A 19769-nucleotide genomic window follows, 5' to 3' on the forward strand; every position below is an offset into this window, starting at 1 on the left:
GGGAAGCCAAGGAGGTTCCCTATGAAGCATGTCCTGATCGTTGATGATGAAAAACCCTTCCTGATGAGCGTGCGCGACGGCCTGGCCCAATACGGGGATCAGTTCCGGCTGCACCTCGCCTTCAATGGCCAGGAGGCGATCCGGGTGCTGCAGGAGCAGCCCATCGACCTTGTGGTGACCGATCTTAAAATGCCTGTCATGGACGGTTTTCAGCTACTGGCCCATATGAGTGGTGCCTATCCGGCGACGCCCGTCATTGTCATGACCGCCTTCGGTACTCCGGACATCGAAGCCAAAATCAAGCGATTCAAGACCTTTCACTATCTGGAAAAACCTCTGGACCTCGAAGCTCTCGCCGGGGCCATCGGCCGGGCCTTGTCCAACAGCACTTCCAGCCTCATCCGCGGCATTACCCTGGCGACCTTCCTGCAGCTCATCAAGATGGAAAATAAAACCTGCACCCTGAAGATCAAGTCGGGGAGCGAGGCCGGGCAGCTTTTCATCAATCGCGGCGAACTTATGGATGCGGAAACGGCCAATGCACGGGGAGAGCAGGCGGCCTACCAGATTGTCTGCTGGCCCGATCCGGAGATTGAAATGGAGGTGGTCTGTCGGTGCAAGGAGAAGGTTATTCAGGAGTCCATCGAGCACATTCTCCTCGAAGCCTTTCGCATCGAGGACGAGCGGCGAAACGCCAGCGGCGCGTCCCAGGAGGCGCCAGCGCCCGTTCCTGCCGACGATTGGTCCGATGTTCAGGCCCAGTTGACTCCCGATTTCGGAGGGGGCGAGACTGGACGAGCGCCCACGACACCGGCGCCTGCTGAGCCCAAACGCGCTCCCAAAGCCACCCTCGTCGAGGTGCTCGCCCGTTCCCCGGAGGTGAAGGCCTTCGCCCTGTTGGACGACAAAGGGTTTCTTCGTGAACAAAAGCCTTCGGATGCAGGCCTGGGAAAACTGGTCCCCTCCATCTGCCTGATGGCGGCGGAGCAGGCCGGGGCCCAACTGGGGCATCACCTGTCCCATATCGAAATGCAGGACAGGGAGGGCAATCCGTATCTCCTCTGTGCGACCCCCGGTGGCCAACTGGTTGCACGGCTCGAGGCCGTCGGAAAAGGTGGTGTGCTGGTTGATTTGCTGTCCAGGAACAACTCTGAAGCCTGAACCCTTGCGGGAGACTTGCCATGAAACAGATATTCGATGAAATCAAGACCGTTCCGGGGGTTCTCGGAGTTTTCGCTCTTCATGCCAAAAAAGGGGTTTTGCAGAGTGCCGTGCCGACCGTCTTCAAGGCGGACAAGCTGTTGGAGGTCAGTCGACAGCTGCTGAAAATCTACTCCGTGACCCGCATGAATCTTGGGGCCATGCAGGATATCCATCTTCATTTCGATGGTTCGGTCCTGGTGCTTCGGCAGATATCCGACCTGATGTTTCTGGTGGTCATCTGCGATCCGCAGGTCAATATCCACATGCTGGGCATGTCCCTGAGTCTGGCCGCTGATGAAATGGCCAGCAACCTCTCCGCTGCCGAACCGGTGAAACCCCAGCAGGCCGAGCCTGCCCCCAAGACACTGGAAGAGCTGCGCGGCTCCGGACCTCTGGCGGCGCCGCTTCAGAAGATTGAGGCGGCACTGGCCCAGCTGATGGGACCCGTGGCCGAGATGATTCTGGACGAGGCCTTCGAGGAGTGGTCCCAGTCGGGGAAGATGTCCTTCGAGTCCCTGCCCAAGCTGGTCAGGATTCTCAGCCGTGAACTGGGAGATCCGCAGAAAGTGAAGGATTTTCTGAAAATAATCGCTCCTTACGGGCAGGCTGGATAAGAGAGGCAGGAATGGCGAATCTCGGCGATTTTCTGGAAGAGCTCGCAGGTATGCCCCGGGTCTCGGGCTATCTTCTGCTAAGAGATAGCGGCCAGCCCGTGGCTGAGAACATTGGGGATGCGGACAAGCTTGGCGCCATGCTGCAGGTCCTCCTGCTGGCCTCGCGAAAAATTCAGGCCGTCCTGGGGATGGCCCGACTCCAACACATCTTTGTCGGGGATGCCGACGGGGGGAGGTTCATGGTTTTTCCCCTCGGAAAGTTTCATCTGGGCATTGAGCCTGCGCCCGGAATTCCAGGAAACGATCTTGCCGGAGAGATCGTCGATCTGATCAGGCGCTACCAGACGCGTTCCCAGGAATAACCCATAACAGCAAGCGATTCACACTCCAAGGGAGGTACATGATGTCTAAATCAAGAGGGCTTTTCGGTATTTTTCAAAAGATTCTACTGGCCATGCTATTCGTTTCTCTGGTGCCCATGGGGGTGATCTGGTTTCTCGATTATCGTTCGGCCACCGAACAGAATGAACGCCAGGTGCAGGAAAGGCTTTCTTCCTATGCCGACGGCCTGACCCGGCAGGTCGATGGCTGGATGGAGATGAACCGCCGCATGCTGCTGCAGAATGCCGCCCTGCAGGATATGCGTTCGATGCGCGAGGCGCAGCAGACCCCCCTGCTTCAGTCGATTGTGGACAAGTATGAGTGGAACTATCTGTCCTTCACCACGGATGTCACAGGCAACAACGTCAGTCGCAGTGACGGAAAGGGTCCCAAGTACTATGGGGATCGCGAATATTTTCTTCAGGTCGTAAATGGCGCCGAGCTGGGTAAACAGGTGCTGATCGGCAAAACCTCGGGAGTGCCCGCCCTGGTGCTGTCCACGCCGATCTTCGATGCGAACAGAAAGCTCGCAGGGGTGCTGGCTACGGCGATGACCATAGAGGACATCTCCAACACCGTAACCGCGGCGCGCATCGGAAGGACCGGTTTTGCCTTTCTGCTCGATGAGAACGGACAGGTTGTGGCGCATCCGTCCGAGGAATACACCCGGGTACGCAAGGACCTGAGCACCCACCCCGCCTTCGTTGCCTTGAATCAGCAGAGCCGTCGCAGTATTGAATTCAAGGATGAAAGCGGCAAAAAGGTGCTGGCCTACATGGCCCGGACCGGCCAGGGGTGGACCATGGTGGCCCAGCAGGATGTTGAGGAGGCCTATGAGAGCATTGCCGCCAGGCAGCGGGATGCCCTGATCCTTCTCGGCGTGACCCTGGTCCTGGTCTTTGTCGTCGCCTACCTGATCGCCCGAGGGCTTTCCCGACCCATCCTCAACCTGACCCGCGTGGCTGAGGCGCTCAGCAAGGGCGATCTCAATGTCACCATCGACGAGGTGTCGCGGGGTGATGAGATCGGAGCACTGGCACAGGCCGTCGAACGCCTGGGGGCAAGCATTCGCTATGCCATGGATCGGCTGAAGAAGATGAAGTCCGCCGGCTCAGCTCCCTGACACGCAGGCATGCCTATTTCGTCTTAACTGGCGGGCAGGGGATCTCCTGCCCGCCAGTTTTTTGGGGGTGGGTAAATGCCTGGGGGCAGGTGCACCGTTGCAACCCATCGGAACCCGGTGATCCGGGGTCTGGCTTGACAAGCGGGTAAATCAGGCTTCTCTTTACGTACAAGCAGAGCGTGTTTTAAGCCAAAGTTAGGTTGCTAAAAGGAAGTTTCCGTGAAAAAGACCGTGAGTGATAAATCCCGCCAGCGGCTGGAGCGGCTGGCCTGGTATCTGGACAGCTCCATCAAGGTTCCCGGCTTCAACGCGCGCTTTGGCGTTGATGCTTTGATCGGTCTGATCCCCGGGATCGGCGACACTCTGGGAGCGCTTGTTTCCGGGGTGGTCATTTCAGAGGCGGCCCGCCTGGGTGCGCCGAAATCCCTGCTGGTGAAAATGGCCTTCAATGTAGGCCTTGACGCGGTAGTTGGCGCGGTGCCTGTGCTGGGAGACCTGTTCGATTTTGCCTGGAAAGCCAATCAGCGCAATGTGCAGCTGTTGAATGCCTATCTGGACAAACCACGCGAAACCCTGGTCGCCAGTCGCCTGTTTGCGTGGGGGCTGGGCGCCGTGTTGCTGGGGTTTGTGCTTCTGGTCGGAGCGCTGGGGTTTTTGCTGGTGCGTGCTTTGCTGGCCGTGGTCGCCGGCGCCTGATCATCGGATGGGGCTGGCTGCCAGACCTGCTTCACAGACATTCGGTCTTTTATCCTTCCGTCCATGGCTTTCTCCTCGCAAAGAGGCCGGCCCAACCCCTTTCTGAGGGTTGGGCCGGCCTCTTTGTTCTCTCCATTCTCGACCTGTCTTTCTCCTTACAAGGTAAGCATGGCCTCGCCCTGGAAGTGCTGAGCTCTGAGGTCGTTTACCTCTGCGCTCTCCAGATATTCGTCAAAGGTCATGGAGCGCTCGATGAAGCCGCCGGGGGTGAATTCGACGATGCGGTTGGCGACGGTCGAGAGGATCTTGTGGTCGTGAGAAGCGAAGAGGATGACTTCGGGGTAGGCGATCAGGCCGTTGTTCAGGGAGGTGATCGACTCGAGGTCGAGATGGTTGGTCGGCTCGTCGAAAATGAGGACGTTGGCGCCGGTGAGCATCATTTTGGCGAGCATGCAGCGGACCTTCTCGCCGCCGGAGAGGACGTTGGCCTTTTTGGTGGCCTCTTCGCCGGAGAAGAGCATGCGGCCGAGAAAGCCGCGGGCAAAGCTCTCCCCTTCGTTGGGGGCGAACTGACCCAGCCATTCGATGAGGTTGAGCTCGTTGTCGAAGTAGCGGCGGTTTTCCTTGGGGAAGTAGGCGGAGGTGATGGTCACGCCCCAGCGGAAGCTGCCGCTGTCGGGTTTGAGCTCGCCGGCCAGAATCTGGAAGAGGGTGGTCTTGGTCTGGCTGTCGCCGCCGACAAAGGCGATCTTGTCCCCCTTGTTGACGTTGAGGCTGAAATTGTTCAGCACCTGCACGCCGTCGACGGTTTTGCACAGGTCTTTGATTTCGAGAATGATGTCGCCGCAGGCCCGCTCGGGCTTGAAGGCGATGAAGGGATACTTGCGTGAAGAGACGGGCATATCCTCCAGGGTGAGCTTGTCCAGCAGCTTCTTGCGCGAGGTGGCCTGTTTGGCCTTGGAGGCGTTGGAGCTGAAGCGCTGGATGAACTCTTTGAGTTCGTTGGCTTTTTCAGTGACTTTGCGGTTTTCTTCCTGCTTCTGCTTCAGGGTCAGCTGGCTGGCCTCGTACCAGAAGTCGTAGTTGCCGACGTAGACGGTGATCTTGCCGAAGTCGATGTCGGCCACGTGGGTGCAGACCTGGTTGAGAAAGTGGCGGTCGTGGGAGACGACGATGACCGTGTTCTGAAAGCGGGAGAGAAAGTCTTCCAGCCAGCCGATGGATTTGAGGTCGAGGTGGTTGGTCGGCTCGTCAAGGAGCAGGATGTCCGGATTGCCAAAAAGGGCCTGGGCCAGCAGTACCCGCACCTTTTCGCCCCCTTCGAGTTCCTTCATCTTCTTGTGGCGCAGCTCTTCCGGGATGCCGAGACCGTTGAGCAGCACAGCCGCTTCCGACTCGGCCTCGTAGCCGTTCATTTCGGCGAACTCGGCTTCGAGCTCGCCGGAACGGATGCCATCCGCCTCGGTGAAATCTCCCTTGGCATAGAGCGCCTCGCGCTCGGCCATGACCTTGTAGAGCTGGGCATGCCCCATCATGACGGTGTTGAAGACCGTCTCTTCATCAAAGGCAAAGTGGTCCTGGCGCAGCATGGCGATGCGCTCGCCGGCACTGACGGAGATCTCCCCCTTGTCGGGGTCGAGTTCACCGGCCAGAATCTTCAGGAAGGTGGATTTGCCGGCGCCGTTGGCGCCGATAAGACCGTAGCAGTTGCCCGGTACGAACTTGATGTTGACATCTTTGAAGATGACCCTCTTGCCGTAGGCGAGGGCGACATTGTGAGCGCTGATCATGATAACGACTGTCCTTTGCGAAAAAATAAAAACCACAGGGGTGACCCCTGTGGTTCACATGCCTGCCCCTTATACCACTAGCGACTGGCCGGCGGCAAACAATTTTATGCGGCCGACTTGTCGCAGATGGCAGTTTCACCGAGGTTTTTTCTAGGACGGCATCCGTTTTGAGGGTATCCTGCCGGCATCATTGCCACGCCGCTAACCGCTGTCAGGATTTCGCCATGGATCGCTCTTCCCGCAATCGTCTTACCCGGCACCAGCTGCCCCTCTTTGCCACCGATACCCTCTTTGACCGCCTCGCGCGGGCGGTCTGTGAGGCCGGCTGCCTGCCGCGCAAAGAGCTGTTCGAGGCCTGGGAAGTGGCCCGGCGGGTGCGCCGCCGTTTTCGGGGCGGCCGGGTGGTCGATCTGGCCTGCGGCCATGGTCTGCTGGCCTATATCCTGCTGCTGCTGGACGACACCTCGCCGCAGGCCCTGGCCGTCGACCGGCAGCTGCCCCAGAGCGCCGGGACCCTGTCGGCAGTGTTAGAGGCCGCCTGGCCCCGTCTTGGCGGTCGGGTGACCTTCGTTTCGACCGATATCGACAGCGTGGCGCTTGGCCCCGGTGACCTGGTGGTTTCCGTCCATGCCTGCGGCGGGCTCACCGATCTGGTGCTGGAGAGGGCGGTGAACGCCGGCGCGCGGGTGGCCGTGCTCCCCTGCTGCCACCACCTCGATAGCGGCGATACGGGTGGCCTGCAGGGGTGGATGGACGGCGCCCTGGCCATGGACGCCACGCGAGCAGCGAGTCTTGGCCGCCGGGGCTACCGGGTGCATACCCAGACCATCCCGGCGGATATCACGCCGAAGAACCGTCTGCTGCTGGCAGAGCCGCTATGAACCCCAGCTCACGAGGATGAGAAGATGAGGCCGGATAATAACGGGGATGGGCAGGAAGAAGGGATCGACGTCCCTTACGAAGAGATCCGACCGGAGGTGCTCCGCCACCTCATCCAGGAGTTCGTCAGCCGGGACGGGGCGGACTGGGGCGAGACCGGCTGTACGCTGGAGGACAAAGTCGAGCAGGTGCTGGGGCAACTCCGGCAGAAGAAAGCCAAAGTGGTCTTCGATCTGCAGACGCAGACCGCCAATATTGTCGTGCGGCGCTGAAGGCATTTTTATCCCTAATCGAAAAGCAAAGACTCGTCGACGGTCTTTGGGAAAGCAGCAGGCATGCATCACCACAGATACTGGTTTGAGGCCGAGGTCGCCCGGCAGGTGCTGGCGGCACTGGACAGGGGTGAACCCCGGGTGGAAATTTCCGTCGATCTGAATCTCTCCCGCGCCACGTTCACGCTGCAGGGCGACGCCCTGGTGCTCGATGACGACAACCTTCTGCAGCGGGAAGACCTGCAGCGGATCGAGAGCAAAAAGAACCGGATCTTTTTGCTCGAAGGCGGCGAGCTGGTGGTGCTGGAGAACCGGGACGAGGGCTATTACAAGCTTGTGCCAACGGCGCAGGCTCCGCTTCTGGAAATCAGCGGCGTGAAGATGCACATCTCCAAGGGGATCAATCCCTTTGAGAGCGCCGGTCAGATGGCGGCGCAGGTGGTGAAAAAAGGGGATCGGGTGCTCGATACCTGCGGCGGTCTCGGTTATGCGGCGCTGGCGGCGCTTCGGCTGGGAGCCCGTCAGGTCGTGACGGTGGAACGGAGCGAAACGGTCATGGCGCTGCGCCGACAGAACCCCTGGTCGCAGGGGCTGTCCGCCCCCGGCATCCAGTCGGTGCAGGCGGATGTCGACACCTATATCCGCGAGCTCGCAGCAGCCTCCTTCGAAGCGGTCATTCACGATCCCCCGCGCTTTTCCCTGGCCGGCGAGCTTTATGGCATCGATTTTTACCGCGAAATCCACCGTATCCTCACCCGACGGGGCGGGCTCTTTCACTATACCGGCAACCCCCAGCTGGTGCGGCGCGGCAGCAGTTTTGTCGACCAGGCGGTGCAACGCCTGAAAAAGGCCGGCTTCACCCGCGTGGAGAAGGTGCCTGCCCTCATGGGGGTGAGAGCGTGGAAGTAGGTCGTTTCAGTCGCGGCTTCTTAGAGATATCCCCTGTTCGCCTGGCAGGAGGTTAGTGCCCCCCTTGCTGCTTCTGGCAAAAAATCTCATTGACAGTTTCAAAAGAGATGACTACTCTTCATTTCGAACAAATGGGGAGTAGCTTCCGGAAAGAATCCGGCCCGCGCTTCGTCAATACGGTGGCCAACCACCCGGACGCGGGAGCTGAGACATCACGTCGAGCTTTGCAAGACCTTTGTCCTCGCATTCAAACATGCGGCGGGTAAGGGTCTTTTCTTTTGCCCGCTGCGCAACCCATTACGCAGAGGCCCAGAAATGAAAAATCTTACAAAGACCCTTCTCTGGCCGGTTCTCTTTTGGACACCGGCAACCGTTCCTGTTTTCGTTCATCCAGCACAGCCAGCCCGTGTCTCCCATCGGCGACGCCACTCTCCCCGTTCGTCAAGCCGTTGCGGGTCTCCGGGTATTCCGTGAGCTTTTTGTTATAGTTTCATCTCAGACAGCAGCCAACAGGGGCAAGTCTGACTCCGTTTCGTTAACAGCTTGGCAAAGGGGATCTTCTGGTGAATTCTCTCTGGATGTGGATAGGTTTCAATCTCTTTATACTGGTTCTGCTCGCCTTGGACCTCGGCGTACTTCACCGCGGCAGCAAGGAGGTGAAAATTCGCGAGGCTTTGCTGCTGAGTCTCGGATATTTCGTGCTGGCCCTGATCTTTGGCGCGGGGGTCTATCTTTTTCTCGGCGCGAATGCCGGCATCGAGTTTTTCACCGGTTATCTGCTGGAGAAAAGTCTGAGCGTCGACAATATCTTCGTCTTTGTTCTGATTTTCAGTCATTTTTCCGTGCCGCCCCGCTATCAGCACCGGGTGCTTTTCTGGGGCATTCTGGGTGCCCTGGTGATGCGGGCCGTGCTCATTCTCACCGGAGCGACGATTATCGCGGCGTTCCATTGGGTGATCTATATTTTCGGCGCTTTTCTTGTTTTTACCGGGGCCAAGATGCTGGCGACGATCAATCAGACGCCGGACATGGAGGGCAACCGTCTGGTACTGTTGATCCGTCGTCGTTTCAGGGTCACGGAAACCTATGAAGGTCAGCGCTTCTTCGTTCGCCGCAATGGCCTGTTGTATCTGACCCCTCTGATGGTGGTTCTGATTCTGGTGGAGGTCAGCGACCTGGTATTTGCGCTTGATTCGATCCCGGCCATCTTTGCCATCACCACCGATCCCTTTATCGTCTATACGTCCAACGTCTTTGCCATTCTCGGTCTGCGGGCTCTGTATTTCGCCCTGGTCGGCATCATTCACCGCTTTCACTACCTCAAATACGGGCTTTCCCTGGTCCTGATGGTGGTCGGTGCGAAGATGCTGATCAACGCCGCTTTCGGCAAGGTGATCCCCACCGAGGCGGCCCTGCTGATCACGGCGCTCCTCATCGGAGGATCAATGCTGATCTCCGTGGTCAAGACCCGCCGACTGCCGAAAGAAGCTGCCGCCATAGAGGCAATCCAGGGTTGGGTGCCGGGCAGTCCGGTCAAAAAAGCATCGGGTAACGACGATTCGCCTACGATCAAGCGTTAACAGAACGGAAGGAAATTTTTATGGAGAGCATCTGGCTGGAGCTGGCCATTGTTTTGGTCCTCATTTTGGCCAATGGATTTTTTGCGGGAGCGGAACTCGCCATCGTCTCTGTCCGTCGGGGGCGCATCGCCCAACTCGCCAGAGACGGAAATAAAAAGGCTAAAGTGGTGGAGCAGCTCCACACCGATCCGCACCGATTCCTGGCCACGGTACAGATCGGTGTAACGCTTGTTGGCACCATGGCGTCGGCGGTTGGTGGCGCGGCTGCCATTGAACTCATCAAGCCCTTGTTGCAGCAGTCTACGCTCGGCTTTGTCAGCAATGCGGCTGAACCCCTGGCGCTGTTTGTGGTGGTCGGCTTTATCGCCTATCTCTCTCTGGTCCTTGGCGAACTGGTTCCCAAAGCGCTGGCTCTGGAATATTCGGAAGGGATTGCCCTGTTTGTCGCGGGACCCATTCGGACTCTTGCCCGTCTCGGGGGGGCGGCGGTGTACGTGCTGACTCTTTCGAGCCGCATGGTTTTGCGTCTGTTGGGGATCAGGGCCACGGGGGAACAGGCCTTCATCACCAAGGAGGAAGTCCAGCATGTGATCGCCGAGGGGCATGCCTCTGGCGCTGTCTCCCTCAGTGAACAGACGTTTATACGCAACGTGTTCGATTTCTCCCTCATTCGCGTTCGGGAGATCATGGTTCCGCGTCCGCGGGTCGTGGCTTTGGATCTGGCGCAGGATCGCGCCGAAATTCTGAAAACGGTGCTGGAAAGCCAGTTTTCACGCTTTCCGGTTTATCGCGGCGATGTGGATAATGTGGTCGGTTTCATTCACAGCAAGGATGTGCTGAGTCTGGCGGTGCAGACCGCTGACTTCAACCTGGACAGTCTTTTGCTGCCGGCGTTTTTTGTGCCGGAATCAAAGAAAATCAATGGGCTGCTGCGGGAGATGCAGCGTCGGCACGTGCACATGGCGGTTGTTGTCGACGAATACGGGGGAATGAGTGGTATTGCCACCACCGAGGATCTGCTGGAGGAACTGGTAGGCGAAATTGAAGACGAGCACGATGGCCAGGGACTGCAACGTATCCGGCGTCTGCAGGACGGCAGTTATCTGGTGGATGGTCTGCTTCCCCTGAACGATCTGGCTGATCTTCTGGACTTTCGTCTTCCGGAAAAAAGGCCTTTCGACACCCTTGCCGGGTTGATCCTTTTTGCTTTGGGGCATCTTCCCGTTGAGGGGGAAAGAGTGGTGTGGGGAAGTTATCTGCTGACCTGCGTGAAGGTGACGCCAACATCTATTCTCAAGGTTAAAATTGAACCGATGAGACAGGAGGGCGGTGCGGAGCAAGAATCCGCCTAGGGTGTTTTTTGGCCGAGGACAGTGAGCCCTGTGGCACTCATCCCCTATTTCCCCTTCTGCTCAGAGACACACCATGTTCACCTGGCTCAGGTCGGTGATCCCCTGGAAGATCTTTTCGATACCGTCCTGGCGCAGTGTTCTCATGCCTTCCTGCCGCGCGACCTCCTCTAAAACACCGGCGCCGGCGCGCTGGCGGATGGCCTGTTTGAGGGCGGGGGAATTGACCAGCAGCTCCTGAATGGCGATGCGGCCGCTGTAGCCGAAGCCTTCACAGGTCGGGCAGCCTTGGGAACGCATGAGCATGAGGTCGTCCGTCAGCGCCGGCATGTTGTGGGCGCTGAAGTATTCCTCGCCGTAGGAGGCGACCAGCTGCTCGTACTCCTCCTGACTGGGGTGATAGGGCACCTTGCACTGGTTGCACAGGCGGCGGACCAGCCGCTGGGCGATGATGCCGAGCATGGCTTCGGAGAAGTTGACAGGATCTTCGCCCATCTCGATGAGACGCACGATGGTTTCCGGGGCGTTGTTGGTGTGCAGGGTGGAAAAGACCAGGTGGCCGGTGAGGGAAGCGGCGATGGCGGCCTTGGCGGTAACCCGGTCGCGCATTTCACCGATCATGATGACGTCGGGATCGGCGCGCAGGAAGGAGCGCAGGGCTTCTTCGAAGGTGAAACCGATCTTGGCGTTGACCTGCACCTGGCGCAGGCCGCGCTGGGTGATTTCGACGGGGTCTTCGGCGGTCCAGATCTTGCGGTTGCCGGTGTTGATTTCAGAGATAGCCGAATGCAGGGTGGTGGTTTTGCCCGAGCCGGTGGGGCCGACGCAGAGGATAATGCCGTAGGGTTTTTTCAGCAGGGCCTGAAAGCGTTCGTTATGATGGGCCGATACGCCCAGCTGTTCAAGGGAGAGGATGCGGGCGGCATTGAGGACACGCAGGACGGCGTCTTCCTGGCCACCGATGGTTGGGGTGATTTCCACCCGGTATTCGATTTTCTCCCGTCCGTGCTTGAGCATGATTTTGCCGGACTGAGGACGCCGCCGCTCAGCGATGTCGAGCTTCGAGATGATCTTGATGCGCGAAATGATAGCTTTCTTGTACTGGGCGCCGATGCGGTGGGCCGTATAGCACTGGCCGTCTTTGCGGTAGCGCACGATGAGGGGTGAGGTGCCCATCTCCGGCTCAAAATGGATATCCGAGACGCCACGCCGATGGGCATCAAGCAGGATTTTGTTGACCAGGGTGATGACTTTGGAATCCGACTCGGTGACGCGTTCGACTTCCTTTTCTTCGACGACCTCGATTTTTACGTCGTCCAGATTGCCGATGAGTTCTTCGATTTCGTCTTCGGAGTCGTAGAAGAAGCGCTGGATGTGCTCCTCAATTTTACGGGCGCTGGCGACGACCAGTTCGATGCGGCGGTTGGTGGCAAAGCAGAGGTTGTCGCTTATGGTCGGATCGGTCGGGGTGGAGGTGGCCACGACGAGCCGGTTGCTGGTGACTTCTATGGGCAGCACCTGCATGCGTTCGATGAGTCCACGGGAGATCGTGCGCACGGCTTCCGGGCTGACCTGGGCTTCGTCGAGATCAATGACCCGCAGGCCGAATTTCTGGGCCAGAGCCTCAAGCAGTTGATCCTCCGAAATCCAGCCTTTTTCCACCAGGATGGAGCCGAGTTTCTTGTGGCGGTTGTTCTCCTGCTTGGCACGAGCTTCATCCACCTGTCGCCGTGTGACCAGCCCCGCCTCGATGAGAATGTCTCCCACACGGTACTGAGTGGCGCGATGTCCTGATTTTTTGGCGGCGGCGATAACGGCTTCTCCCGAGGTTTGACGCAGATGCCCCTCTTCGGTCAGGATCTCTCCCAGCCGCTGTTTTCGCAGTTTATCCTGGAGTTCCAGGCCCCGCTTGAGCTTGTCTTCTTTGATGGCCCCCTGTTTGGTCAGCACCTCACCGAGCAGAGGGTTGAGTTTTTTGATGTCCAGCCCGATACGCGTGAAGAAAATGCGCGTGAAACCGGTCTGGGCCGGATTTTCGGAATAGCCGAAAACGCCCCGGAAATAGCGCTCTCCCCGATTAAGAAGGAGGCGGAAGCTATCTCCCGTGGCGGTATAAATATCTTCGGGCGCTGAGTCCTTGGCCAACTCTGGATGGAGGCTTGGATCATCATGCAGGCGGATAAAGCAGATCGCCTCGAAGGGGTATGTTGCCGGCTGCGAAGTTTTCCCATCCAGAAGTTCTATGCCGGCCTCTTCGGGATTGAGAGGGTGGGTGAGGATGCCTTCGCATTCATTGCCGTTGAGAAATTTTATGACCGCTTTTATGGGCACGTGACCTCCATGACGCCGAGCAAATGAGGATTAAAATTATCATGTTTGAATAAGTTATCAGAAAAATCGAGAGAATTCACGAAAAGAGCCACGGTTGTGAATTTTTTTCCGTGGCGATGCCGGGCTGGGATGTCCTGGTAAGGCAGATCTGGGGGGCTGCTTAAACTGGTTCATTCCCTGCCCACCGGGTTTTCCCCGGGTTTCGGTGGTGACGCCATGGCAAAACCCCAAACACCTGCTATATTGTGGCATAGAGCCGGGGAGAACACCCTTTCGGAATCCCTATTTAAAAAGGAGAGAAACCCATGACCCGATTGATTGCTTTGCTCGCTGCCGCCTTGTTCCTTCCTGTCGGTCCTGCCTATGCCGCTTCCGATAGTCTCCTGAGCCTCAGCCAGACGATTTTCAAACCGCTGCCCACCGAGCCGCCGGCCATCGAGGGAAATCCGGCGACTCCAGCTAAGCTGGAGTTGGGCAAAATGCTGTTTTTCGATCCGCGGCTGTCTGCCTCCCAGTTGATCAGTTGCAACACCTGTCATAATGTCGGTCTGGCTGGTGGGGACCTGCAGGAGACCTCTGTCGGGCATAACTGGCAGAAAGGGCCGCGCAACGCCCCCACCGTCATGAACGCCGTCTTCAACTCGGCCCAGTTTTGGGACGGCCGCGCCAAAGATCTGGCCGAACAGGCCAAAGGCCCGGTGCAGGCCTCCGTGGAGATGAACAACACCCCCGAGCGGGTGCTCGAAACCCTTAACAGCATGCCCGAGTATGTCGACCGCTTCGCCAAGGCTTTTCCCGGTGAAAAATCCCCGCTGACCTTCGACAACGTCGCCAGGGCCATTGAGGTTTTTGAGGCCCTTTTGCTGACCCCGGCCCCCTTCGATAGCTATCTGCGCGGAGATGCTGCCGCGCTGACGGACCAGGAGAAGGCGGGACTGGATTTGTTCATCAACAAGGGTTGCGCTGGATGCCATGATGGCGTCAATGTGGGCGGCAGCGGCTACTTCCCTTTCGGGGTCGTGGAAAAGCCGGGGAGCGAAGTCATGTCGGCCGATGACAAAGGCCGCTTCCAGGTGACCAACACGGCCAGCGACGCGTACGTCTTTCGCGCTCCTTCGCTGCGTAATGTGGCGCTGACGGCGCCTTATTTCCACTCGGGCAAGGTCTGGAGTCTGCAGGAAGCCACCAGCATCATGGGTTCCTCCCAACTGGGGATTTCCCTCACTCCTGGGGATGAAAAGCTGCTGGTGACCTTCATGGAGACCCTCAATGGCATCCAGCCGGAGATCGTCTATCCGTTGTTGCCGGTGAGTACAGGCAAGACACCGAGGCCGATTCTGCAATAAGTCCAGGTCGGTCAATTCTTGGCCACATAAACAGAAAGCCCGCCCTTTCATCGAAAGGGCGGGCTTTTTTCTGCGGAAAAAGCAATTTATTTGACGTGGCAGGCGGTGCAGGAGGTAGGAGCGTTGCCACCACTAGCCTTATGGCAGCCCGTGCACAGCGTGTGGGCGATGTCCTTGTCGATTTTTACCATCCTCGGCGGGTCGGTAGGGTGACACTTGTCGCAGCTAAGGCGACTGCCATGGTCCGCGTGGTTGAAAGTGACCTTACCCATGCTGGCTTCATAGACGACTACGCCTGGGGATTCGGGTGTGGCGGCTTTTTCTACAGCGGCCGCCGTTTCCGCGACCTTGGCCTGAGTGGCGCTGGCCGCCACTTCAGCCGTCTCTTTCGTCTCTTCCACGACGTCAGCGGTCTGCTCTTTGACGGCATCTACAGCCTGGTCGGTCGTGGTTTTGGCTTTTTCCACCATCTCTGAAGTGGCTTCCTTGGCGGCCTGAGCCTGTTCTTCGGCTTCCGTCTTGGCTGCGTCGACCGCGACGGCCGCGGCTTCCTTCACTTCAGCTGCCGCTTCCTTGGCTTCCTCGCTGACCGTACCGGTTTCGGCGGCGGGTTTGGCTGTTTCTTCCGGAGGCGTTGATTCCTTGGAGCAGGCGCTCAGCAGGGTTGCCATTAAAAATACCATACACCAGGTGATGACTGTCTTCATCGTTCTCTCCTTTGCTCATGGTGAAATGAATAGGTGAAGCCTTTTAACCATATCACGGTGACTGTTGTAATCAACCTGGGGTAAAGATATCCTTATTTTTTCCCGCGAGGCTTGAAATTGTCAGATATAGAGACATATTTAGGTATGGCTTTAGGTATGCATGTTTTTTGGCAACCCACCAGAGAGGAGATTGTTATGGCCGGGAAGTTCGAACTGAAGAAAGCAAAGGACGGGCAGTTCATGTTCAACCTGAAGGCAAGCAACGGGCAGGTAATTTTAACGAGTGAGCTGTACAAGACCAAAGCCAGCGCGGAGAATGGCATCGAGTCGGTGCGTAAAAACGCCGTGCGCGAAGGGGCTTTTGAAGTCAGGGAGAACGCCAAGGGCGAGCCCTATTTCATCCTCAAGGCGACCAATGGCCAGGAGGTCGGGCGCAGCGAATACTATTCCTCCAAGGCGGCCATGGAGAACGGCATTGCCTCGGTAAGCAAAAATGCCCCCGACGCCAAGGTCGACGATATTACCGCGTAATTCCCTTTATATAACCTCCATGGTATCAGTCTAAACGAAGAAGGGCGGCTTGATCAGCCGCCCTTCTTCGTTTTATTTACCCCACTTCTTTTTGATCCGATCCACCGCTTCGATGACCTTGTCCTTATCGCCGAAGGCGCTGAGGCGGAAGTAGCCTTCACCGCTCGGCCCGAAGCCGGAACCGGGGGTGCCGACCACGTGGCATTCCTGCAGGAGTTTGTCGAAGAAGTCCCAGGAGGACAGCCCGGCCGGCGTCTTCAGCCAGATGTAGGGGGCGTCGACGCCGCCGTAGCAGGCGATGCCGGCGGCCTGGAGACCCTCGCGAATGATGCGGGCGTTATCCATGTAGTAGTCGATGATTTCTTTGGTCTGCTGCCAGCCTTCCTCTGAGTAGACGGCGGCGGCGGCGCGCTGCACCGGATAGGAAGCGCCATTGAACTTGGTGCTGGTGCGGCGGTTCCACAGTTTATTAAAAGAGTACTTCTCACCCTGCTCGGTGGTGCCCATGACCGCTTCGGGGACGACGACCAGACCGCAGCGCACGCCAGTGAACCCGGCGGTTTTAGAGAAAGAACGGAACTCGATGGCGCACTTTTTGGCGCCCTCGATTTCGTAGATGGAGTGGGGGATGCCGGGAGTGGTGATGAAGGCCTCATAGGCGGCGTCGTAAAAGATGACGGCGTCGTTGGCGTTGGCGTAGTCGACCCATTTCTGCAATTCTTCCTTACTGGCCACGGTGCCGGTGGGGTTGTTGGGGAAGCACAGGTAGATGATATCGACCTTCTCTTTGGGCAGGTCGGGGATGAAGTTGTTGGCCTCGGTGAAAGGCATGTAGACGATGCCCTTGTAGTAGCCCTTCTCATCGGCTTCGCCGGTACGGCCGACCATGACGTTGGTGTCGTTGTAGACCGGATAGACGGGATCGCCGATAGCCACCTTGTTGTCGAGGGCGAAGATGTCGAGGATGTTGGCGCAGTCGCATTTGGAGCCGTCGGAGATGAACATCTCGGAGGTCTTCAGCTCAACACCAAGGGGCTTGTAACTCTTGTCGATGATGGTGTTGATGAGCCAGTCGTAGCCCTGCTCGGGACCGTAGCCATGGAAATTTTCGGTGGTACCGAGATCGTCGATGGCCTCGTGAAAAGCCTTGAGCACGGCGGGCGCCAAAGGTCGGGTGACGTCGCCGATGCCGAGACGGATGACTTTGGCCTCGGGATTAGCGGTAGTGAATTCACGCACGCGGCGGCCGATCTCAGGAAAGAGATAGCCGGCCTTGAGTTTCAGATAGTGATCGTTGATATGAGCCATTGCATTCCTCCAAAAATGGTAGGGGCGCGATATATCGCGCCCTGAATTATGGGTTGAAGAGCGAGCCAAAGGCGCCATGAAGTGCGCCTCTGCCCGAAACGCTTATTTCAGTTCCAGCACATCCTGCATGTCATACATGCCGGCCGGTTTGTCACCGAGCCAGCCGGCGGCGCGCACAGCCCCGCGGGCGAACATGTCCCGGCTCATGGCGCGGTGGGTGATCTCGATGCGTTCTCCCATGCCGATAAAATAGACGGTGTGCTCGCCGACGATGTCGCCGCCGCGTACCGTCTGCATGCCGATCTCTTCCTTGCTGCGCTCGCCGCACATCCCCTCGCGGTGATAGTTGGCGACCTGGTTGTAGTCGCGTCCGAGGGCCTCGGCGACCACTTCACCCATGCGCACGGCGGTGCCGGAAGGGGAGTCTTTTTTCTTGTTATGATGCAGTTCGACAATCTCGACGTCGAAGCCGTCACCCAGAATTTTGGCCGTCTCCTTGAGCAGCTTGAAGCAGGCATTGACGCCAACACTCATGTTCGGAGCCAGCACCACCGGGATGGTTCTCGCAAACTCCTGGACCTTTGCGCGCTGCTCGGGGGTAAAGCCGGTAGAGCCGATGACGATGCTCTTGCCGAGGCGGGCGCAGACGGCGATATTCTCCAGGGTGACTTCGGGGAAGGTGAAGTCGATGAGCACATCGGCTTCGGCCAGAGCGGACTCGAGGCTGTCGGCGATGGCGACGCCCAGTTGGCCGCAACCACTGACCAGGCCGGCGTCGTGGCCGACCATGGGGTGTCCGGCGCGTTCGGCGGCTCCGGCCAGTTCCATGCCAGCCGCTTCCTTGATAGCGGTGATGATGCGGCCCCCCATGCGTCCGGCCGCTCCGGTAACAGCAACTTTAGTCATTTTGTCCTCGTACGGGGCCCGGTGGGGCCCAATTGGAATGTTCAAATCAGGCCATAGCCCTTCATCACCGACTTCAGCGTGTCGAGCTTGGCCCCCTGCATGGGCACCAGGGGCAGGCGGACTTCGGCGCCGCATTTGCCCATGAGGTTGGCGGCGGTTTTGACCGGCACCGGATTGGAATCGATGAACATGGCGTTATGGATATCGAGCATCTTCAGGTGCATCTTGCGGGCTTCGTCCCATTGGCCCTGTTGCACGGCGGTGACCATGGCCTTGACTTCCCTGGGCATGATGTTGGCGGTGACGGAGATGACGCCTTTGGCGCCGCAGGCCATCAGCGGCAGGGTGAGAAAGTCGTCGCCGGAGAGGACGTCGATCTTGTCGCCGGCCTTGTCGAGGATTTCGCTGGCCTGGGTTACGTTGCCGGAGGCTTCCTTGATGGCAACGATATTGGCGAACTCGGCCAGGCGGATGGTGGTCTTCGCCTCCATGTTCATGCCGGTGCGGCCGGGGACATTGTAGAGCACCTGCGGCAGACTGACGGCCTCGGCGATGGCTTTATAATGCTGGAAGAGACCTTCCTGCGAGGGCTTGTTGTAGTAGGGCGAGACGAGAAGAACGCCGTCGGCGCCCATTTCCTTGGCGTGCTGGGAAAGCTCGATAGCCTCGTTGGTAGAGTTGGAACCGGTGCCGGCGATGACGGGGACGCGCTTGGCGACCTGCTCGATGCAGACCTGGATGACGCGGTCATGTTCCTTGTAGTCGAGGGTGGCCGATTCGCCGGTGGTGCCGCAGGGCACGATGACGTCGGTGCCATTCTCGATCTGGAATTCGATGAGCTGGCGGTACTTTTCTTCATCGACATTCCCGTTCTTGTCGAAAGGGGTGATGATGGCGACCATGGAGCCTTTGAACATAGTTTTCTCCTTCGTTAAAGCAGATTTAAACGGATAATGGGGGCGGGTTCACAGCCTGTTTTGAGGCGGAACTCGACGCCCAAAGCTTTATAATGCTGTTCTGAAAAGCAGTCAATATCCTTAACATACCTATTGGGCAAAGTCAAAGAGCCCTTCTAAAACCCCGATTCCGGCGTTACCGTCACTTTTTCCGAGAGGGCGCTTTCGACCTCGGTGGCCTGCTGCCGGACGATGAGACTGACGGCATAGGTCAGGGGCGTGCCGTTGTCGCGGCCGAAGTCTTCGAAGCGGGGCTCGGTCAGAGGTTGACGATTGAGCGGGGAGGCCGCGACCTGGGCGGGGTCGGCGTGACGATAAAGGCGATAACCGACCACTTGCCCCTGGCTGCTGTCAAGAACCGGCGCTTCCCACTGCAGGCGCACGAGACGGTCCAGCCCTTCGGCCGTCAATCCACCGGGAGCCGGCGGCACCGGGTAGACGATGCCGCTCAGGGTGGTCGGGGCGCCTTCGCGGCCGGCCTCGGTAAAGGGGACGATGCGGTAGCGGTAGCCGGTCTCTGCCTGCACGAAATCGTCCACATAGGTCAGGCGGTTGCCTTCCCGCATGATTCCCTGCGGATAATCGAGGTCGATCTCCGTCAGCAGCACGGAAAGATCGCGGCATTCCGGGCATTCCTGCCCGGGGACAAAGGGCAGGCGGAAGAGGCGGAAACCCTGCAGATCGGTGAGGGGGGTGCCGTTCTGGTTCGCAGTCGGCGCCTCCCAGGAGAGCCGCAGGGATTCTCCCCGCTGCTGCAGACTGACGTTGGTCGGGGCGGCCGGCAGGGGCAGCTCCAGGGGACGCACCGGTCCCTTTTTGCCGCAGCCAGTCAGCAGGACTATCAGCGTCAGGGCAGTCAGGCCAAGGCAACGCAGCGTCTTCATCGGG

Annotated in this window: 19 protein-coding genes; 12 read left to right on the forward strand and 7 right to left on the reverse strand. The window is 58.6% G+C overall.

The window, feature by feature from the left end; genetic code table 11:
• The first annotated feature begins 21 nt into the window (after positions 1-21).
• From AOP6_RS02750 to AOP6_RS02770, 5 genes are all read left to right on the forward strand, one after another.
• A complete protein-coding gene (locus AOP6_RS02750) occupies positions 22-1161 on the forward strand; it encodes a response regulator (RefSeq protein ID WP_213194731.1) in 1140 nt (379 codons plus the stop codon).
• 20 nt (positions 1162-1181) lie between these two features.
• Positions 1182-1817 (forward strand): hypothetical protein, encoded by a 636-nt coding sequence (locus AOP6_RS02755; RefSeq protein WP_155875109.1) that lies wholly within the window; start codon positions 1182-1184, stop codon positions 1815-1817.
• 11 nt (positions 1818-1828) lie between these two features.
• A complete protein-coding gene (locus tag AOP6_RS02760) occupies positions 1829-2179 on the forward strand; it encodes a roadblock/LC7 domain-containing protein (RefSeq protein WP_155875110.1) in 351 nt (116 codons plus the stop codon).
• Between the two features lie 38 nt (positions 2180-2217).
• Positions 2218-3321 (forward strand): cache and HAMP domain-containing protein, encoded by a 1104-nt coding sequence (locus tag AOP6_RS02765; RefSeq protein WP_155875111.1) that lies wholly within the window; start codon positions 2218-2220, stop codon positions 3319-3321.
• A gap of 219 nt (positions 3322-3540) precedes the next feature.
• Complete coding sequence (locus AOP6_RS02770; RefSeq protein WP_155875112.1) at positions 3541-4017, forward strand: DUF4112 domain-containing protein; 477 nt, start codon at positions 3541-3543, stop codon at positions 4015-4017.
• Between the two features lie 155 nt (positions 4018-4172).
• Here the strand turns inward: AOP6_RS02770 and AOP6_RS02775 are convergent, their stop codons facing one another.
• Positions 4173-5807: an ATP-binding cassette domain-containing protein gene (locus AOP6_RS02775; protein WP_155875113.1), complete on the reverse strand. Its 1635-nt coding sequence runs from the start codon at positions 5805-5807 to the stop codon at positions 4173-4175.
• A 224-nt stretch (positions 5808-6031) separates the two neighbouring features.
• Between AOP6_RS02775 and AOP6_RS02780 the strand changes: the two genes are divergently transcribed.
• The 5 genes from AOP6_RS02780 (at position 6032) to AOP6_RS02800 (ending at position 10799) form a co-directional block, all read left to right on the forward strand.
• Positions 6032-6688 carry a methyltransferase gene (locus tag AOP6_RS02780; protein ID WP_155875114.1) on the forward strand — a complete coding sequence of 219 codons (657 nt, stop codon included), beginning with the start codon at positions 6032-6034 and terminating at the stop codon, positions 6686-6688.
• 24 nt (positions 6689-6712) lie between these two features.
• A complete protein-coding gene (locus AOP6_RS02785; protein ID WP_155875115.1) occupies positions 6713-6958 on the forward strand; it encodes a YheU family protein in 246 nt (81 codons plus the stop codon).
• Between the two features lie 63 nt (positions 6959-7021).
• On the forward strand, positions 7022-7867 hold the full coding sequence (locus tag AOP6_RS02790; RefSeq protein WP_155875116.1) for an RsmD family RNA methyltransferase: 846 nt from the start codon (positions 7022-7024) through the stop codon (positions 7865-7867).
• 563 nt (positions 7868-8430) lie between these two features.
• Positions 8431-9447 carry a TerC family protein gene (locus AOP6_RS02795; protein WP_155875117.1) on the forward strand — a complete coding sequence of 339 codons (1017 nt, stop codon included), beginning with the start codon at positions 8431-8433 and terminating at the stop codon, positions 9445-9447.
• Between the two features lie 20 nt (positions 9448-9467).
• Positions 9468-10799, forward strand: a complete 1332-nt coding sequence (locus AOP6_RS02800; protein WP_155875118.1) for a hemolysin family protein — start codon at positions 9468-9470, stop codon at positions 10797-10799.
• 60 nt (positions 10800-10859) lie between these two features.
• Here the strand turns inward: AOP6_RS02800 and AOP6_RS02805 are convergent, their stop codons facing one another.
• On the reverse strand, positions 10860-13127 hold the full coding sequence (locus AOP6_RS02805) for a GspE/PulE family protein (RefSeq protein WP_155875119.1): 2268 nt from the start codon (positions 13125-13127) through the stop codon (positions 10860-10862).
• A 305-nt stretch (positions 13128-13432) separates the two neighbouring features.
• Between AOP6_RS02805 and AOP6_RS02810 the strand changes: the two genes are divergently transcribed.
• Positions 13433-14473 (forward strand): cytochrome-c peroxidase, encoded by a 1041-nt coding sequence (locus tag AOP6_RS02810; protein WP_155875120.1) that lies wholly within the window; start codon positions 13433-13435, stop codon positions 14471-14473.
• An 86-nt stretch (positions 14474-14559) separates the two neighbouring features.
• On the opposite strand, the gene AOP6_RS02815 is transcribed toward AOP6_RS02810, so the two are convergent.
• On the reverse strand, positions 14560-15180 hold the full coding sequence (locus AOP6_RS02815) for a cytochrome c3 family protein (protein ID WP_155875121.1): 621 nt from the start codon (positions 15178-15180) through the stop codon (positions 14560-14562).
• Between the two features lie 195 nt (positions 15181-15375).
• Here AOP6_RS02815 and AOP6_RS02820 point away from each other — a divergent pair, with 195 nt between their 5' ends.
• On the forward strand, positions 15376-15711 hold the full coding sequence (locus tag AOP6_RS02820; RefSeq protein WP_155875122.1) for a YegP family protein: 336 nt from the start codon (positions 15376-15378) through the stop codon (positions 15709-15711).
• A 72-nt stretch (positions 15712-15783) separates the two neighbouring features.
• On the opposite strand, the gene AOP6_RS02825 is transcribed toward AOP6_RS02820, so the two are convergent.
• The 4 genes from AOP6_RS02825 to AOP6_RS02840 form a co-directional block, all read right to left on the reverse strand.
• Positions 15784-17019: an LL-diaminopimelate aminotransferase gene (locus AOP6_RS02825; protein WP_155875123.1), complete on the reverse strand. Its 1236-nt coding sequence runs from the start codon at positions 17017-17019 to the stop codon at positions 15784-15786.
• Positions 17020-17121: 102 nt separating this feature from the next.
• Positions 17122-17925 carry a 4-hydroxy-tetrahydrodipicolinate reductase gene (gene dapB / locus AOP6_RS02830; protein ID WP_155875124.1) on the reverse strand — a complete coding sequence of 268 codons (804 nt, stop codon included), beginning with the start codon at positions 17923-17925 and terminating at the stop codon, positions 17122-17124.
• Positions 17926-17966: 41 nt separating this feature from the next.
• On the reverse strand, positions 17967-18842 hold the full coding sequence (dapA, locus tag AOP6_RS02835; protein WP_155875125.1) for a 4-hydroxy-tetrahydrodipicolinate synthase: 876 nt from the start codon (positions 18840-18842) through the stop codon (positions 17967-17969).
• Positions 18843-18997: 155 nt separating this feature from the next.
• Positions 18998-19765 carry a hypothetical protein gene (locus AOP6_RS02840; RefSeq protein WP_155875126.1) on the reverse strand — a complete coding sequence of 256 codons (768 nt, stop codon included), beginning with the start codon at positions 19763-19765 and terminating at the stop codon, positions 18998-19000.
• Between the last annotated feature and the right edge of the window lie 4 nt (positions 19766-19769).

Source organism: Desulfuromonas sp. AOP6 (assembly GCF_009731355.2).
In the GTDB taxonomy this organism is placed as follows: Bacteria; Desulfobacterota; Desulfuromonadia; order Desulfuromonadales; family SZUA-540; genus SZUA-540.

Excerpts from the sequence above, each read along its gene's own strand:
- AOP6_RS02750 (WP_213194731.1), top strand. The coding sequence starts at position 22 with ATGAAGCATGTCCTGATCGTTGATGATGAAAAACCCTTCCTGATGAGC.
- AOP6_RS02755 (WP_155875109.1), top strand. The coding sequence starts at position 1,182 with ATGAAACAGATATTCGATGAAATCAAGACCGTTCCGGGGGTTCTCGGA.
- AOP6_RS02760 (WP_155875110.1), top strand. The coding sequence starts at position 1,829 with ATGGCGAATCTCGGCGATTTTCTGGAAGAGCTCGCAGGTATGCCCCGG.
- AOP6_RS02765 (WP_155875111.1), top strand. The coding sequence starts at position 2,218 with ATGATGTCTAAATCAAGAGGGCTTTTCGGTATTTTTCAAAAGATTCTA.
- AOP6_RS02775 (WP_155875113.1), bottom strand. The coding sequence starts at position 5,807 with ATGATCAGCGCTCACAATGTCGCCCTCGCCTACGGCAAGAGGGTCATC.
- AOP6_RS02780 (WP_155875114.1), top strand. The coding sequence starts at position 6,032 with ATGGATCGCTCTTCCCGCAATCGTCTTACCCGGCACCAGCTGCCCCTC.
- AOP6_RS02785 (WP_155875115.1), top strand. The coding sequence starts at position 6,713 with ATGAGGCCGGATAATAACGGGGATGGGCAGGAAGAAGGGATCGACGTC.
- AOP6_RS02790 (WP_155875116.1), top strand. The coding sequence starts at position 7,022 with ATGCATCACCACAGATACTGGTTTGAGGCCGAGGTCGCCCGGCAGGTG.
- AOP6_RS02800 (WP_155875118.1), top strand. The coding sequence starts at position 9,468 with ATGGAGAGCATCTGGCTGGAGCTGGCCATTGTTTTGGTCCTCATTTTG.
- AOP6_RS02810 (WP_155875120.1), top strand. The coding sequence starts at position 13,433 with ATGACCCGATTGATTGCTTTGCTCGCTGCCGCCTTGTTCCTTCCTGTC.
- AOP6_RS02815 (WP_155875121.1), bottom strand. The coding sequence starts at position 15,180 with ATGAAGACAGTCATCACCTGGTGTATGGTATTTTTAATGGCAACCCTG.
- AOP6_RS02820 (WP_155875122.1), top strand. The coding sequence starts at position 15,376 with ATGGCCGGGAAGTTCGAACTGAAGAAAGCAAAGGACGGGCAGTTCATG.
- AOP6_RS02825 (WP_155875123.1), bottom strand. The coding sequence starts at position 17,019 with ATGGCTCATATCAACGATCACTATCTGAAACTCAAGGCCGGCTATCTC.
- dapB (WP_155875124.1), bottom strand. The coding sequence starts at position 17,925 with ATGACTAAAGTTGCTGTTACCGGAGCGGCCGGACGCATGGGGGGCCGC.
- dapA (WP_155875125.1), bottom strand. The coding sequence starts at position 18,842 with ATGTTCAAAGGCTCCATGGTCGCCATCATCACCCCTTTCGACAAGAAC.
- AOP6_RS02840 (WP_155875126.1), bottom strand. The coding sequence starts at position 19,765 with ATGAAGACGCTGCGTTGCCTTGGCCTGACTGCCCTGACGCTGATAGTC.